The organism is Novosphingobium olei (assembly GCF_012927405.1).
In the GTDB taxonomy this organism is placed as follows: domain Bacteria; phylum Pseudomonadota; class Alphaproteobacteria; order Sphingomonadales; family Sphingomonadaceae; genus Novosphingobium; species Novosphingobium olei.
This window is the reverse complement of record NZ_JABBGM010000011.1, coordinates 71696-87935: the sequence shown is the minus strand read 5'-3', so window position 1 is coordinate 87935 and position 16240 is coordinate 71696. Positions and strand designations below refer to the sequence as shown.

Annotated in this window: 14 protein-coding genes; 12 read left to right on the top strand and 2 right to left on the bottom strand. The window is 65.6% G+C overall.

Annotated features, from left to right (window positions below):
* The first annotated feature begins 1 nt into the window (after nt 1).
* Nucleotides 2-559, top strand: coding sequence for an SH3 domain-containing protein (locus tag HHL27_RS18420; protein ID WP_169494857.1), 558 nt, complete (start codon nt 2-4; stop codon nt 557-559).
* The gene (locus HHL27_RS18415) at nt 559-1470 is read left to right on the top strand and encodes a M48 family metalloprotease (protein ID WP_169494856.1); all 912 of its coding nucleotides are present in this window, start codon (nt 559-561) and stop codon (nt 1468-1470) included. Before HHL27_RS18420 ends, HHL27_RS18415 begins: the two co-directional genes overlap by 1 nt.
* 47 nt (nt 1471-1517) lie before the next feature.
* Here HHL27_RS18415 and HHL27_RS18410 read toward each other — a convergent pair whose 3' ends face one another.
* Nucleotides 1518-4631 carry a sensor histidine kinase gene (locus HHL27_RS18410; RefSeq protein ID WP_338114950.1) on the bottom strand — a complete coding sequence of 1038 codons (3114 nt, stop codon included), beginning with the start codon at nt 4629-4631 and terminating at the stop codon, nt 1518-1520.
* Nucleotides 4632-4717: 86 nt separating this feature from the next.
* On the opposite strand from HHL27_RS18410, the gene HHL27_RS18405 reads away from it, so the two are divergent.
* On the top strand, nt 4718-7363 hold the full coding sequence (locus HHL27_RS18405; protein WP_277350587.1) for a TonB-dependent receptor: 2646 nt from the start codon (nt 4718-4720) through the stop codon (nt 7361-7363).
* Between the two features lie 46 nt (nt 7364-7409).
* On the opposite strand, the gene HHL27_RS18400 is transcribed toward HHL27_RS18405, so the two are convergent.
* Nucleotides 7410-8045: a response regulator gene (locus HHL27_RS18400; protein ID WP_169494853.1), complete on the bottom strand. Its 636-nt coding sequence runs from the start codon at nt 8043-8045 to the stop codon at nt 7410-7412.
* A 373-nt stretch (nt 8046-8418) separates the two neighbouring features.
* Between HHL27_RS18400 and HHL27_RS18395 the strand changes: the two genes are divergently transcribed.
* From HHL27_RS18395 to HHL27_RS18355, 9 genes are all read left to right on the top strand, one after another.
* Complete coding sequence (locus HHL27_RS18395) at nt 8419-9249, top strand: alpha/beta fold hydrolase (protein WP_206069704.1); 831 nt, start codon at nt 8419-8421, stop codon at nt 9247-9249.
* Nucleotides 9250-9253: 4 nt separating this feature from the next.
* Nucleotides 9254-9736 (top strand): DNA starvation/stationary phase protection protein Dps, encoded by a 483-nt coding sequence (gene dps / locus HHL27_RS18390; protein WP_169494851.1) that lies wholly within the window; start codon nt 9254-9256, stop codon nt 9734-9736.
* A 26-nt stretch (nt 9737-9762) separates the two neighbouring features.
* Nucleotides 9763-10440: a hydrolase gene (locus HHL27_RS18385; protein ID WP_169494850.1), complete on the top strand. Its 678-nt coding sequence runs from the start codon at nt 9763-9765 to the stop codon at nt 10438-10440.
* 30 nt (nt 10441-10470) lie between these two features.
* A complete protein-coding gene (locus HHL27_RS18380; RefSeq protein ID WP_169494849.1) occupies nt 10471-10716 on the top strand; it encodes a DUF1427 family protein in 246 nt (81 codons plus the stop codon).
* A gap of 98 nt (nt 10717-10814) precedes the next feature.
* Entirely contained in the window at nt 10815-12662 is a 1848-nt protein-coding gene (locus HHL27_RS18375) for an amidohydrolase (RefSeq protein WP_420874080.1), read from the top strand.
* 1 nt (nt 12663) lies between these two features.
* The gene (locus HHL27_RS18370) at nt 12664-13092 is read left to right on the top strand and encodes a DoxX family protein (RefSeq protein ID WP_169494848.1); all 429 of its coding nucleotides are present in this window, start codon (nt 12664-12666) and stop codon (nt 13090-13092) included.
* Between the two features lie 2 nt (nt 13093-13094).
* Nucleotides 13095-13805: a YoaK family protein gene (locus tag HHL27_RS18365; protein ID WP_169494847.1), complete on the top strand. Its 711-nt coding sequence runs from the start codon at nt 13095-13097 to the stop codon at nt 13803-13805.
* Nucleotides 13805-15157: an alginate export family protein gene (locus tag HHL27_RS18360; protein ID WP_169494846.1), complete on the top strand. Its 1353-nt coding sequence runs from the start codon at nt 13805-13807 to the stop codon at nt 15155-15157. Before HHL27_RS18365 ends, HHL27_RS18360 begins: the two co-directional genes overlap by 1 nt.
* Nucleotides 15158-15299: 142 nt before the next feature.
* Entirely contained in the window at nt 15300-16223 is a 924-nt protein-coding gene (locus HHL27_RS18355) for a LysR substrate-binding domain-containing protein (protein WP_169494845.1), read from the top strand.
* The last annotated feature ends 17 nt before the right edge of the window (nt 16224-16240 follow it).

The window sequence follows — 16240 nt, the reverse complement described above, 5'->3', positions numbered from 1 at the left end:
CGTGCGTTTGAGGCTTATGCTGGCGTCTGCGCTCGTCCCGGTGACGGGGGTGGCCCTCCTGACGGCAACGCCGGCCCTGGCCGCGGAAAAGGGCGTGGCCATTCGCGCCAGCGATCTGCTTGCCCGCCCGTTCATCGACGCTGAAAGGGCCGGCGCCGTTGCGGCGAACCAGCCAGTGACGATCGAAGCCCGGCAAGGGGCCTGGGTGCAAGTCAGCGCGGGCGGGAAGACCGGGTGGGTGCGCATGCTGAACCTGCGCCTGGAAGGAGCAGGTGTTGCAGGCGCCAGACCTGCGGTGGCGGACAATCGGCCCACCGCCGGCAACGCGCTGTCGAACCCGGCGGCCCTGCTGCGCACGGGGAGTTCGGGCCGCACGGTGACCACCGGAGTCAAGGGACTGGACGAGGAAGACATCAACAACGCATCGCCCGACTATACGCAGCTGGCGATGCTGGATGCGCTGGCGGTCGATCCGGGAGCGGCCCGCGCCAAGGCGCAGGCTGAAAACCTTACCGAAAACCAGGTGGCATACCTCAAGAAGCCGAAGGGCAGAGACTGATGAAGATCCTGCTCAAAACCGCCATGGCGCTGTCGCTGGCCGGCTTTGCGGCCTGCCCCGCGCAGGCGCAGTTCCCCAATCTGGGAAGCCTTCTGAACAAGGCGCAGAATGCCAAGAAGATCGGGGATGGATTGCGCTCGATCTCCCAGGAGGAGGAGATCAAGCTGGGGGGTGACCTTGCCGGGATGATCCTGGGCGCGGCGCCGCTGATCAAGGACGATGCCAAGCAGCGTTACGTCAACGAACTGGGACGCTGGCTGGCGAGCCATTGCAGCCGTCCCGACTTGCCCTGGAAGTTCGGCATCATCGACAGTCCCGACTACAATGCCTTTTCCATGCCGGGCGGGTACGTGCTGATCACGCGTGGCCTGTTCGACCAGATGCGCAACGAATCCGAACTGGCCGGCGTGCTGGCCCACGAGATCGCCCATGTCGAGCGCAAGGATCACCTCAATGCCCTGCAGCGCAGCATGCGCGAACAGGCGCTGGGCGACATGCAGCAGTATTTCCGAGGACCGGGCGGGATCGCTTCGCAGTTCACCACGGCACTGCTGGCGGCGGGCAAGGACATCTACACCCATGGCCTGAACAAGGGCGACGAGTTCGATGCCGACCGCAATGGCGTCGTCATCGCGGCGCGATCGGGGTTTTCGCCATTCGGACTGGTCGGCGTGCTGCAGACCTTGAGCGGGCAGAGCGATACGAGCGGCCGCGCGCTGCACGATCGCACCCATCCCTTGGCTGCCGAACGGATCGACCGGCTCGACCTGGCGATGGGCACGCAGTTCGACGCGATGACCGGGGTGGTGGACGACCTGCCCTCGTTCGTCGCGCTGCGGACCCCTCCGCCCCCGCCACCACCGCCGGCACAGGCGAAGCCGCCCGTCCGCAAGGGGAAGCGGCGCGGTTGACGGGAAGGGGGCGAGCGCGGCGGTGGCGCGGTCTGGCGTCTGCCGCTCTATCGCCTCATCGAAAGATGCCGGACGACCCAATCCCACGCTGACCGGAAGTGACGGACCAGCCTGAATTCCCAGCGGTGATCTGCACCATCCGCATAGGCCGATGCCGCGGGCACGACGATACCGATCGTCGTGCCCGCCGGCACGCGGCGATCAATCGAGAGTTGGGCGCCGATGGCGGCAGCGCGTTCGCGCATGCCGATCAGCCCGAAGTGTCCCTCGCGCCGTCCCGCTCTGATGATCGGCTCGGCGATGCCGACCCCGTCATCCTCGACAAAGATGCACAGCTGATCCTGATCGTAGTTCACGATGACGTCGACGACATTGCGGCCCGAGTGTCGCAGCGAATTGCAGATCGCTTCGGCAATGATGTCCAGCAGTTGTTCGAGCGCCTGGGCATGCAGGGGCCGGGGGATGCCTTTCGCCGTGACCCTGACCGAGGATTCGTCCCCTTGCGTCATGTTCGCGATGATCCGGCGCAGCACGTTGGCAAGGTCCGCCCCGAGTTCGACCGAGCGCAGATCCTGCACGCGGTTGCGCCCTTCCACGAGGGCATCGTCCCCCCGTTTCATCGCGTTTTCCAGCTTTTCGCGGGCGGGCTGGTCCTGCGGGATCGTGTCTGCCACCGACTGGAACAGCAGCATCAGACCCTGGAACCCTTGCAGCAGCGTATCGTGCAGATCGCGCGCGATGCGTTCGCGTTCCGAAAGCCGCGCTTCGTGCTGGGTGCGCAGCCGCGCCGAGAGCTGGGCAAGGCGCAAGGTGTAGGCCAGCCAGAGCAGCAGCCCGACCGCCAGCGCGCATAGCAGCAGAAACACACGTGACTGGAAGAACGTGGGCGCGATCACGAAGGTGAAACGGGCGCCTGTGTTGTTCCACACCCCGTCGCTGTTGGCTGCGATCACCTGGAACGTATAGGTGCCGGGGCCGAGCCGGGTGTAGAACGCCTGCCTGCGGTTGCCCGCGTCGACCCAATCGGGATCGATGCCGTCCAGCTTGTAGCGGAAGGCAACGCGTTCCGGGATCGAAAGGCTGAGCGCGGTAAATTCGATCTCGATGTTGGAAGTGCCCGCCGGAAGCTGGAGATTGCCCTGCGCCGGGTGGCGGCGATCGTTGGTGGTGATGGAATCGATCACCACGTTCGGCGCAAGGGGATTATGGAACAGGTTGTTGGGATCGATCCACACCAGGCCGTTGCCGGTGGTGAACCAGACCCGATCGGCCGCGTCCGCGACGACGCTGCTGCCATAGACGGCACCGTAAGGAGCGCCGGGCAGGCCATCGCGCGAATCGAGCAGTTCGTATTGCAGCAGACGCGGATCGGCACGATCGAGCGCGCTCTCGAGCGACTGTGTGCGGGCGCGCAGGATGCCGGCCTGGGTAAATATCCACGAGCTTCCGTCCGCTGTGTCGGCAATGCCGGTCACGCCCGAGAGAGCCGGGATGCTTGCCGCGCGCAAGGCGTGGAACTTGCCATCGGCGAAGCTGCCGATGCCATTTTCCCCGCCGATGATCAGGCCGCGACCATGGGGCTGGATGAAGGTGACGTCTCCGATGTTCAGCCCGTTGCGGGAGAAGTCCTCGGTCTTGCCGTTGCGCAAACGGAACAGGGTGCCGCCCGAATAGCGGATCCACATGCTGCCATCCGGATCGGGGATCAGCACTCCCGTTGCGCCGACCTTGGATTCGATGGGCAAGCGGCGCCAGCCCGTCACCGAGCGGCTGAACACGCCGCGCACGAAGGTGGAGATCCACAAGGTGCCGCCCGCGTCGTAGGCTGCCGAATAGACCGCCTTGCCCTCCACGCCTTCGGGAAGGGGCAGGGGCCTGGCGAGCGTGCGGCCGACCAACTGCTGGATGCCGTCCTGGGTTATCAGCCAGATGGTACTGTCGCGACGGTTGGTGACCATGCCGCGCAGGCGGCCGACATTCGCGACATAGCGTTCCGGCGGGTGCCCGGGCTGGATGCGATAGAGCGCCTGCGTGCCGTCCACCGCCCGGCTCGCGGTGCCGGACCAACCGGTGTAGGCGAAGATGCTGTCCCCGGCTGCGCCAACAAAGCGCGCGCGAAAGCCCGATGGTACCAGCGTTTCGGTGACGATATTGGCAGGACGGAACCGATCGAGACCGAGGCTGGTGCCGATCCAGATGTTGCCTTCGCGATCTTCGAACAGCGTGTGGACGAGATCCGACGACAGGCCATTGGTCGAGACCGAAGGACCGCGGCTGTCGGCCCCCTGATCGAGCACAGGGACACCATGTGCGGTGCGCACCCGGCGCAGCCCCCCGCCGCCGACACTGGTACACCACAACGTGCCGTCGCGATCGAGCAGAATCGGGCCCTCTATCGCCTTGGGCAGAACGAGCCCGGGATTGTTCGACGGCTTGGCCGGCGTGCGCAAGCCGGCCAGATCGGGCATGGGATAGAGGTGCGTTACGCGCGTGTCGGTCGTCCACAAGCGGCCATCGGCGGTGGTGGTGAAACCTTCCGGACCCCCGGCGTAGCCTTGCGCGCGCTGGAACTGCGATTGGCCGGGTTTGAGATAGAACAGGCCGCCAAGGTTCTTGGACCAGACCGTGCCATCGCGGGCCACCCCGAACGACCAGACCCCGCCGCTGCCTTCGCTGAAGGAAAAACCGAAATCGCCCTTGATGACCACCCACCGCTTGCCATCGAAGCGCAGGATGTTGTCGGGCGTCGATGCCCACACGGTCTTGTCCGCGCCGACGGCAAAGGCGTGTACGCTGGTGGAGCTGCGCGAGCTGACCGGGTAGTTGGTGACCTTGCCATCGTGCAAGTACGAGATCACGCCCACCGGACGTTCGTAGCCGATCCAGAGCCCCCCGGAGGCGGTCGCTGCCAGCGCATGGATGCTCGGACTGGGCAGCTTGTCCGCCGCGATCCGTTCCACGCGCACGCCATCGAAGCGATACAGGCCATTGACCGAGCCTAGCCACAGGTAGCCATCGGGTGTCTGGGTGATCGCCCAGATGTTGGCCGGCATGCCATCGGCGATGGTCCAGGCGGTGTGATGGAACTGTGCGATGGAACGGGTGGGATCGAGCGAGCGGGCAGGACTGGAAACCAGCAGCACCAGGAAGCAGGCAAGCACGGCCAACCCGGATTGCCGACGGCGCCTTCCTGCTGCCACCCTCAGGCAGGGTGACGCACTGCAGGTGGGCTTCGTCGATTTGCGCAATGCAGTCTTCCATCACTCGGCATGGGTGGCCGCCGGCACCGTGGGCGCATGCCTCCTGGCCGGACCGGGCTCTTATCACGATCGAGCATGGTATCGTCGACCGTTTTCAATTAGCATTTTCACCTTCGTTGCGGATCGGGGCTGGTGTGGCAACTGACGGGGGGTCTTTGCTCGGCATATGGCCGCGGCCGTCAAGCGTGAGGAGGGCGGGGCAGTCGCCGAACCCGAAGCTGCCGGCGGTGGCAGTGCTTGCATTGGCCCTGCTTGTCGAACCAGCAGCGTCACGAGCGGCTACACCGGACGGCCCGGACGCAGCAGCCCCGCCGGGCAACGCCGACATCATCGTGACGGCAAACAAGCGCCCGGAACGCAAGCAGGATATTGCCATGTCGCTCTGGGCCATGTCGGCCGAGCAGCTCGATCGTGCGCAGGTCCGCGATTTCGACGACCTTGTGAAAGTCGAACCTTCGCTGACCGTCACCAAGACCACGCAGCCTGGCAACAACAGCATCAACATTCGCGGTGTCGGAACTTACGCCTTTTCGATCGCGACGCGGGCCAGCGTATCGGTCGTTGTCGACGATGTGCCGCAAGCGTTCCAGGCGCAGGCCTTCCGAGAGCTTGCCGACATCGCCTCGATCGAGGTGCTGCGGGGGCCGCAGAGCACGCTGTTCGGCACTTCGGCGACGGCAGGGGTCGTATCCATCACCACCGCCGCGCCGACGACGAGACTGACGGCGGCAATGACGGGCGGCTTCACCAGCGATGGCGAGCAGCGGGCGAACGGTTTCGTGTCAGGCCCGCTGGATGAGGGGTTGCTGTTCCGCCTTTCGGCCAGCGCCAATCGCTATCGCGGCAACTTGCGCAACATCTACACCGGCAACTGGGTGGACGGGCAATCAGGCATCGACCTTCGCGGCAAACTCGTGTGGTCCGCGTCGGACGCGATCACCATCACTGCGGCGGCACACCACGATCGCGCTGGAACGAGCTGCTGCACCTCGGCCTATTACGCCGTTTCACCTGGGGTGAGCTTTGGCAACTTTGCGAGAGTTCGCGTGCCGCAGGGCGTGATCCTCGGCAACATCGTGCCCGGGCCCGACAACCGCACGATTTCAGCCGATGTCGATCCGCGAGGCGACGCCACCGAAAGCGGGGCGAGCGTCAAGATGGACTGGCGACTGGGCAAGTATGCGCTAACCGCGATCAGCGGGTTCGCGACCTATGCGCTCGACGATCTGCAGGACACGGACGGCACCGCGTTCAACTGGGGGCCGGGCGGCGCCGGCGTCCCAGGCGCAGCCCGCGGTGGCTCGGCCAACGGCGGCTGGTTCCGCATCCGCTCGGTCACGCAGGAACTTCGGCTGACATCCCCCGCTGCCGACCGGCTGTCCTTCGTCGCTGGCCTGTTCTTCAGCGACACCCGCGCGCAGCGCTCGTTCGTGCGCGGCAGCAATTCGCTGGGTCCATACGGTTCGCTGGCCATCGTGCCGCCGACCACGTCAGCCTATTCGAGCTATTTCGCGCAGGCGCGCGACACCAACATCGCGGCGTTCGGGCAGGCGAGGTATGACCTGACCGGCCGGTTCGCGCTCTCCGCCGGCATTCGCTTCAATCGCGATGCCATGCGCTATCGCCTGATCGACCGGGTGGCCAGTGTCAGCTTCGGGGTGCCGGATTGTTCGTCGGTAACCCCAAGCGGGCTTGCGATTTCGACCTGCGACACCTTCAAAGCCGTTGCGGGGCGGGTGGCGCTGGAGTTCCGGCCATCACCGGCGTTCCTCGTGTTCGGAGGCTACGATCGCGGGTACAAGGGCGCGGCCTACGATCTATCCAGCACTTACACCACGCGCACGCCGGTGACCCAGGCCGGGCCATACAGCGGCTTTCCGGTGGCCGACGCGGTAGCGGCGAAGCAGCCGATCCGCCCGGAAACGGTCGATGCGTTCCAGCTTGGCTGGAAGAGCCGGCCGGCGAGCGGGCTGACCTGGAACGTGACCTTCTACCTGGAGACGTTCCACGGCTTCCAGGCGCAGAGCCGCGACGAGCTGACCCGCCAGAACATCTTGAACAGCATCGAGCGGGTCACCACCAAGGGCGTAGAAATGGAGGTGGCGGCAGAGCTTTCGCCGGACTTCAGCGTGCACGGCTACGGCACGTGGAACGACGCGCGCATCGGGGCTTTCCCCAATGCAACGTGCTATTCTAGCCAGACCGCCGCACGGGGCTGCATCAATGGCCAGCAGGATCTTGCGGGCAAAAGCCTGCCCAATGCGCCAAGGTGGAAGTTCAGCCTGAGCGCGGAGCGCGAAATCCGGCTTCGCGCCGAAACCGGGCTGCGATTGATTGCGAACTGGGTCTGGCAATCGCGCGTGGTGCAGAGCCTGTTGCAGGACCCGAACTCGGTTCAGCCCGCCTATGGCCTGTTGGGGCTTGGCGCCGAGCTGCACGATGGCCGGCGCCGCCTCCGCATCTATTGCTCGAACCTGTTCGACCAGAACTATGCGCTGAACCGAGGGCGCGACGGGAACTGGAACATCAATCCCTATGGCGCGACATCTGCGCCGATCAGCGATGCCACCAAGTGGACGCCCGGACGCGACAGCAGCCGCTATGTTCGGGTGGAATTCGCCTCGAGCTTCTGAAGCGGGAGAAGGCAGGGCGCCTTCGCCCGCACCGCGTTCGGGGCGATCACAGGTCGATGATGCCGCGCCGGGCGGCGACGGTCACAGCATGGGTGCGATCGCTGACGTGGAGCTTGGCGAAGATGCTCTTGATGTTCGACTTGATCGTTTCCTCGGCCACGCCCAGCTTCCACGCCACCTGCTTGTTGGCATGGCCCGCCGCGATCATGCGCAGGATGTCGACCTCACGCGGGGTGAGCGGGTCCTCGATCGCGTGCAATGCGATCTCCTGGGCGACATCGGGATGAAGATGGCGCTGGCCGCGGTGGACTGCGCGGATGGCGTTGAGCAGTTCGCGGCGCAGGCTGCTCTTGAGCAGGAAACCCGCCGCACCGGCGCGCATCGCGGCAAGCGCCTTGGCATCGCCGGAATAGGTGGTGAGGATGATGATGCGCGCATCCGGATGGCGCGCCCTGATCGTCTCCAACGCCTGAACGCCGCTCATCTCGGGCATCTGGATATCCATCAGCACCAGATCGGGCCGGAGCTCCTCGAACAGGTGGATCGCGTCTGCGCCTGTGGCCGCTTCGCCCACGACGACCATGTCCGTCTGCAGGCCGATCACCGCGGCCACGCCTTCCCGCAACATCGGGTGATCGTCGGCAATCAGGATGCGGATCGGGGCTGTTGCTTCTGCCGGCATCCCAAAACAGTCCCCGCGTAGTCGCTGCGCCGGCGGCCTTGTGGCACGCCGTCCTGCCCGTGCAGTGGGGCCGGCGCATGGGCCACCACAGGCCCGATCGGGCCGACGGTTACCACGAGGGGTGCGCGGTTGGTAGCCACTCGAATTCGGGCTTCAGCTATCCCCCATCCGGGTGTTCCCGGCGTGGCCTGTGCAGCGCATTCTCCCGCCGCATTCGAACGGGGGACCAGACATGGACAAGCAGTTGCCGCCAGCCAGCGCTGGCATGGTCGTGCGCCGGGACGTGCTCGCCGCCGGGGCACTGGTCGCGGTCGCCGCGACCCTGCCGATCGCACCGTATTCAAACGCCGCATCAACTCCAGGAGACCGCACGATGGGCAAGATCACCACCAAGGACGGCACCGAGATCTTCTACAAGGACTGGGGGGCGAAGACGGCGCAGCCCATCGTCTTCCACCACGGCTGGCCGCTGACCGCCGACGACTGGGACAACCAGATGATGTTCTTCCTGGGCCAGGGTTTCCGCGTCATCGCGCACGACCGGCGTGGGCACGGGCGCTCGACCCAGACTGACAGCGGCAACGAGATGGACACCTATGCCGCCGATGTGGCGGCGCTGGCCGACCATCTCGATTTGCGGAACGCCGTCCATGTCGGCCATTCGACCGGTGGCGGGGAGGTGGCGCACTACGTCGCGCGGGCGCGCCCGGGACGCGTGGCGAAGGCCGTGTTGATCGGCGCGGTGCCGCCGATCATGCTGAAGACCGCGGTCAACCCCGGCGGCCTGCCGATGGAGGTATTCGACGGTTTCCGCACCGCGCTCGTCGCCAACCGCGCGCAGTTCTTCCTCGATGTGCCGACCGGGCCGTTCTACGGCTTCAACCGCCCCGATGCGAAGGTTAGCCAGGGCCTGATCCAGAACTGGTGGCGGCAGGGCATGATGGGCGGGGCCAAGGCGCACTACGACTGCATCAAGGCCTTTTCCGAAACCGACTTCACCGAAGACCTGAAGAAGATCGATGTACCCGTGCTGATCATGCACGGCGAGGACGACCAGATCGTACCGATCGCCGATTCCGCGCATCTGGCGATCAAGCTGGTCAGGAAAGGCACGCTCAAGACTTATCCGGGCCTGCCACACGGCATGGCTTCGACCCACCCGGACGTGATCAACGCCGACCTTCTCGCGTTCATCAAGGGCTGATGCGATGAGCTACACCAGCCGCATCGACCTTTCCGACCATGTGCGCAAGGAAGCCTGCGCCTTGCTGCAGGCACGCCTGTCCGACGCTCTCGATCTGGAAGCGCAGGCCAAGCAGGCGCACTGGAACGTGAAGGGCCCGCATTTCCTGCAACTGCACGAGCTGTTCGACCGCCTGCATGACGAGATCGAGCAATTCGTCGATCAACTGGCCGAGCGCATCACCGCGCTCGGCCATGTGGCCGACGGGCGCATCGCCACCACCGCCGCAGCCACCACGCTCTATGGCTATCCGCTGGAGGCCACCGGCGGGGAAGCCCATCTCAAGGCGATCAGCGCGAGCCTTGGCGCCTTCGGCAAGGCCGTGCGCGAGGCGATCGATCGGGCGGGCACGACCGGGGATGCCGATACCGCCGACCTGCTCACCCAGATCTCCCGCGAATGCGACAAGCAGCTCTGGTTCCTCGAAGCGCACCTGCAAGCGCACTGAGCATCACGATTTCAAGGAGAATTCCCATGTCGTTCCGGTCCCAGAAGCTGATCAATGCCGATGACACGCTGTTCATCTTCATCGACCACCAGCCGCAGATGGCGTTCGGCGTCACCAGCATCGACAGGCAGACGTTGAAGAACAACACGGTGGCCTTGGCCAAGGCTGCGAAGCTGTTCAACGTGCCGATCATCCTGACCGCGGTGGAGACAGAATCCTTCTCCGGCTACATCTGGCCCGAACTGCTCGATGTGGTTCGCCAGAAGCCGATCGAGCGGACCTCGATGAATTCGTGGGATTCCGACGAACTCGTCGCGCAGGTGAAGGCCAGCGGAAAGAAGAAGCTGGTCATCGCCGCGCTGTGGACAGAGGCCTGCCTGCTGTTCCCCACGCTGTGCGCGATCGAGGAAGGGTTCGAGATCTATTTCGTCACCGATGCCTCGGGCGGTACGTCGCTGGAAGCGCATGATGCGGCAATCCGGCGCATGGAACAGGCCGGGGCGCATCCGCTGACCACGATCAACGCGCTGCTCGAGCTACAGCGCGATTGGGCGCATCGCGATACCTACAACGGCGTGATGGACATCGTGCGCGAACATTTCGGCGCCTATGGCATGGGCGTCGATTACGCCTACACGATGGTCCACAAGGCACCGCAGCGAGGCGCTTTCCCGCACGAAGCACCCCACCCCGAAGGCCATTGATACTTCACGGCCGAAGGGAGCCTCCTGCCCATGAAACCTTATCTCGCAGCACTTGGCATCGGCCTCCTGGTCGGTGCGCTGTACAGCCTGCTCGGCACGCGGTCGCCCGCCCCTCCCGCGATCGCGCTGCTGGGACTGCTCGGCATGTTGCTGGGCGAGCAGGCCGTGCCGCTGGTGAAGCGGATGGTTCATGGGCAGGAGGTCGCCTCGTTCTGGAAGAGCAATTGCGCCGAGCGTGTGACCGGCGTGCCACCCAAGGCGGATAAGGAGCCTTGAGCGCCAGTCGCCGCCAGACACTGGCCGGAGCGCTTGGGGTCTCGGCCATGTCCCTGATGCCCGGCATCGCCCGCGCGACCCATAGAAAGTCACAGCCCATGCACGACGACCTCATCATCGTGAACGCCCTTGTCACCACGCTCGATCGGGAAAATCCCCGGGCCGAGGCGGTGGCCATCCGCGACGGGCGCTTCCTGGCGGTCGGATCGGAACAGGACGTGCGGGCCGCTGCACCGGGCGCCGCGGTCATCGATGCCCAGGGGCGGCGCATGATCCCCGGACTTATCGACAGCCATATGCACATCATCCGGGGCGGGCTGAACTTCAACATGGAGCTGCGCTGGGACGGAGTGCCCACGCTTGCCGACGCGATGGCGATGCTGAAGGCGCAGGTCGATCGCACGCCTGCCCCGCAATGGGTACGCGTGGTGGGCGGGTTCACCGAACACCAGTTCGCCGAAAAACGCCTGCCGACGCTTGCCGAACTCAATGCGGTGGCGCCCGATACGCCCGTGTTCATCCTCCACCTCTACGACCGGGCATTGCTCAACGCCGCAGCATTGCGGGTCGTCGGCTATGGCAAGGACACGCCCGATCCTCCCGGCGGGGAGATCGTGCGCGATGCCGCCGGCAATCCCACCGGACTGTTGCTGGCGCAGCCCAATGCCACGATCCTCTATTCCACGCTGGCCAAGGGGCCCAAGCTGCCCGAGGACTACCAGATCAATTCGACCCGCCACTTCATGCGCGAGGTCAATTCGCTGGGCGTGACCAGCGTGATCGACGCCGGCGGCGGCTTCCAGAACTACCCCGACGACTACCACGTGATCGAGAAACTGCACGAGGACGGACAGCTGACCGTGCGGATCAGCTACAACCTGTTCACGCAGAAGCCGAAGGAGGAACTGGCCGACTTTGCCGGCTGGGTGAAGCAGGTGACCCCGGGGCAGGGCGACGATACCTATCGCCACAATGGCGCGGGAGAGATGCTGGTCTATTCCGCCGCCGATTTCGAAGATTTCCGCGTGGCAAGGCCGGACATGCCGCCCAGCATGGAAGGCGATCTCGAGCCGGTGATCCGCCTGCTTGCGGAACATCGCTGGCCCTGGCGGCTGCATGCGACCTACGATGAAACCATCGGGCGCGCGCTCGATGTCTACGAGAAGGTCAATCGCGACATTCCCCTCCAGGGGATCAACTGGTTCTTCGACCATGCCGAGACGATCAGCGAACGCAATATCGACCGTATCGCGGCCCTGGGCGGCGGGATCGCCGTACAGCATCGCATGGCCTATCAAGGCGAATACTTCGTCGAACGGTACGGCCACCGCGCCGCCGAGCGCACGCCGCCCATCGCCCGGATGATTGCGGCGGGCCTGCCGGTGGGCGCTGGCACCGACGCGACGCGCGTAGCCAGCTACAATCCGTGGGTCTCGCTGTCATGGCTGGTCACCAGCCGCACGGTGGGCGGTCTGTCGCTCTATCCCGGCGCGAACCGGGTGAGCCGCGAAAAGGCCTTGATGATGTGGACGTGCGAGAACACCTGGTTTTCGAACGAGGTCGGCAAGAAGGGCCAGATCAAGGCTGGCCAGCTGGCCGACCTTGCGCTGCTTTCGGCGGACTTCTTCGCGGTACCCGAATACGACATCGCCCACATCCGCTCGGTCCTGACGCTACTGGGCGGCGCGGTGGTGCATGGCGAGGGCGACTTTGCGCCTCTCGCCCCGCAGTTGCCCGCACCGATGCCGGATTGGTCGCCGGTTCGCACCGTTGGCGGCTATCATCGCACGCCGGAGGCGAATGCCATGCTTGCCGCGGCCTGCGGCTGTGCCAGCGCATGCCAGGTGCATGGACACGACCACGCCCGGGCCTTGGGCGCAGCGACGCCTGTGGCCGATGTCCAGACCTTCTGGGGTGCGCTGGGCTGCGGGTGTTGGGCGGTCTGACATGGGCGACACCGAGCCGCCTCTGATCCACGCGATCCTGGACTGGCCGCCGATCTGGCTTGTTGCGCGCCTGCTGCTGGTTGGTGCCTATGTGCTGGGTGCCATCGCGAAGCTGGCCGACTGGCCTGCCGCGGTCGCCGAGCAGGCGCGGTTCGGCATGGCCCCGGCGCCGCTATGGGCCGCGATCACGATCCTTGTCGAAATCGTCGGCCCGGTGCTGATTCTGACGGGGCGGATGATCTGGCTCGGCGCGGGCGCGCTTGGTGTCTTCACCTTGCTGGCGGCGTTCGTCGCCAACGCGTTCTGGACGATGGAGGGCCCCGCGCGCTTCGCCGCTACCAATGCCTTCTTCGAGCATGTGGGCCTGGTCGGCGGCTTCATCCTCGCTGCGCTCGTCGCCGAACACGCCCGGCGCGAAGGACGTCCCTGACGATGGCGACCTCCCCACCCGCTCCGGTTCGCACCCCGGCACCGCTGTTTCGCCTGTTGCTGCTGCTTTCGGCGTCCACCGGCATGCTCGATGCGGCCAGCATCCTTTGCCTCGGCAAGGTCTTTACCGCCAACATGACCGGCAACGTGGTGTTCCTTGCCTTTGCCGCAGCGGGGGCGCCAGGCTTTACCGTCACCCCCTATCTGATTGCGCTTGCGGCCTTCATCGTGGGGGCAATCGTCGCGGGCCGGGTCTGGCGCATGCCCGGGCCACGGTCGCTGCAGCACTGGCTTGTGGTGGCGGCGCTGATCGAGGCCGCGTTGCTGATCGTGGCGGGGCTGACCGCCCTTGGCGCTGCCCGGCCTGAAGACCTGCCGCCCTGGCGCCTGTTCGCCATCCTTGCCTTGACCGCCAGCGCCATGGGCTTTCGCAATGCGATCGTGCGCCAGTTGAAGGTGCCCGATCTTACCACGACGGTCCTGACGCTCACGATCACCGGACTTGCGTCGGATTCGCAGTTCGCCGCCGGATCTGGTGCCAACCGGAACGCGCGCCTTGCCGCCGTGGCCATGATCTTCGGCGGGGCGGTGATCGGCGCGGCACTTGTCCTCCACGCAGGGCTTGCCGCCACCCTGCTGCTGACCGCGCTGATCGTGCTTGTCGGCACTGTCATCTTCACCCGCCATCCGCTGATGGCGGACCTTCGCCGCTGATGCGGGGCCTTGCGACAAGACTGCTGTCGCTCGTCCTCGCGCCGCTGCCGGCCTGCGCCGCGCCCGAGCGTACCAACGTGCGCTACGATGAGGACTGGTCAAGCGCTGCAGGCGCAGAGGGCATCGACCGGCTGAAGTACGTGCGGTTGGACGCATCGGGCGATATTCACGCATCGCTCGGTCTTGAGTTGCGAACACGCTACGAAGGATTCGATAATCCGCTGTGGGGCGCGTCCCGCGACGACGGCTATCTTTGGCTGCGCGCGATGCCTTCGTTGGATGTCGAGGCTGGGCACCTGCGAGCCTTCGTCCAACCGATCGCCGGCTATGCCCGCGGCGTCAACGGCGGCAACGGCCCTGCCGACCAGACCGGGATTGACCTGCTGCAAGGCTTCGGCGAATGGCGGGTGCCGTTGGCGACCCATGGCACGATCACGTTGCGCGCCGGCCGCGAACTTGTTGGTCTCGGATCGGAGCGACTGGTCGGCCTGCGCTATGGCCCCAATATTCCGCAGCCGTTCGACGGAATGCGGGCGATCATCGCTCATGGCGCGGTCCGGCTCGATCTGATGCGGTTGCGTCCGGTGCAGATCGGGCTCGGCAACTTCGACGATCGCACTTCGCAGACGCGGAAGTTGGAAGGGGCCTACGCCACTTGGACAGTTGCGCCCAATATCGGCGTTGATCTCTATCTCCTCGGCTATCGCAACGACCTGGCGCGGTTCGACGGCATTTCCGGGGTGGAAAGGCGCAGGACCTACGGCGTTCGCGCGTTCGGTAGACGCGGCGGACTGTCGTGGAATTGGGAGCTGATGATCCAGCGCGGCCGGTTCGGGGGGCAACCGATCCGCGCCTGGTCCCTGGCGACGGAGACGGGCATTTCCTTTCCCGCCGTGCGGCTGCAGCCGCGTTTGCGGCTTCGCGCCAATGTGGCGAGCGGCGACAGCAAGACCGGTGACGGCAAGCTCGAAACGTTCAACGCCATGTTCCCGAAAGGAAAGTATTTCGGAGAACTTTCCCCGATCGGCCCTCGCAACATCATCAACATCCACCCTGGGATCGACCTTGTGGTGGCGCACGGGGTGGGCATCGAACTGACCGAGGTGTCCTACTGGCGCGCCTCAACGGGCGATGGAGTCTATGACGTTCCCGGGCAGGAAATCCGGGCCGCCGGAGCAAGCAAGGCACGCCACATTGGTGACCAAATCGAGCTAAGCACCTCCTGGAAGGCAAGCGCGACGGTATCCTTCGCAGCCTCGCTATCGTTGTTCCGCGCGGGCAGATTTCTCAAGGAGACCGGGGCCGCCCGTCCTATCCACATGGTCGGCACCGAAGCGATGCTCAAGTTCTAACGCGAGACGAGCGCGCAAGTGCGTGCCTCCTATGCCTTGCTTGCATGGATGCGCAGGCGGTTCGGCCGTGGGTGCTTCGCCATCGGTACCGTGCTAGGCCGCGTTCATGGACGATCTGGCGTAACTTGCAGGGGAGATGGGCGTGAGGCTGGGTTCGCGGTTCGACCTCAACCTTCTGGGCGTTTTCGAGGCGATCTACGCACGATCCAGCGTGACCCACGCGGCCCGGCACCTCAACCTTTCGCAGTCCGCCGTCAGCCATGCTCTGGCGCGGTTGCGGCGCGAACTGAACGACCAGCTTTTCGTCAGGGTGGACGGCAAGCTGGTGCCCACCGCGCTTGCGACGACGATCATAGAGCCCGTGCGCAGGGCCCTGCATGGCCTTGAGAGCGCGATCGGGGCCGCGCATGAGTTCGATCCCGCGCACTCTGCCCGCCAGTTCCGCATCGGCCTTCGCCCCAATATCGAGGCGCGGATGTTTGCCGATCTGGCGGTCGCGGCGCGGGCGGCGGCGCCGTTCGTTCAGCTGGCCAGCGTCGATTTCCGGCGCGCCGATCTGGCGCGCGCGCTGGCGCTGGGCGAACTGGACGTGGCTCTCGACGTCGAAAGCGAGGCGACGGCGGGACTGCAATCGCGAAAGCTGCGGCTCGACGTGCTGGTGGTTGCGGCGCGCCGCGACAACCCGCTGGTCGCCGATGGCCTGACGCTTGCTGCCTATCTAGATGCGCAGCACGCTTTCGCATCGCCTCGTCCGGCGGGGCAGGGGACGGAAGACCTTGCGCTGCAGGCGATCGGGGCGGAGCGCCAGATTGGCATGCGCTGCCAGGGCCTTTCCACCGCCTGGGATATTGTCGCGCGTTCGGACCTGCTGCTGACGTTGCCGCAGTCGCACGCTGAAACATTGCTGCACCGGGGCGGTGTAACGTTGTTCCCGCTGCCGCTGGAAGTGCCGCCCCGGCCGCTCAAGCTGTTCTGGCACGAGGTGGTCGAGGGTGACGGGGGGAACGCCTGGCTGCGTGAATTGATCACCGGTTTGCTTACCGAGCAACATGCAGAGGATTCATGACCGCTATCTGCAAATGC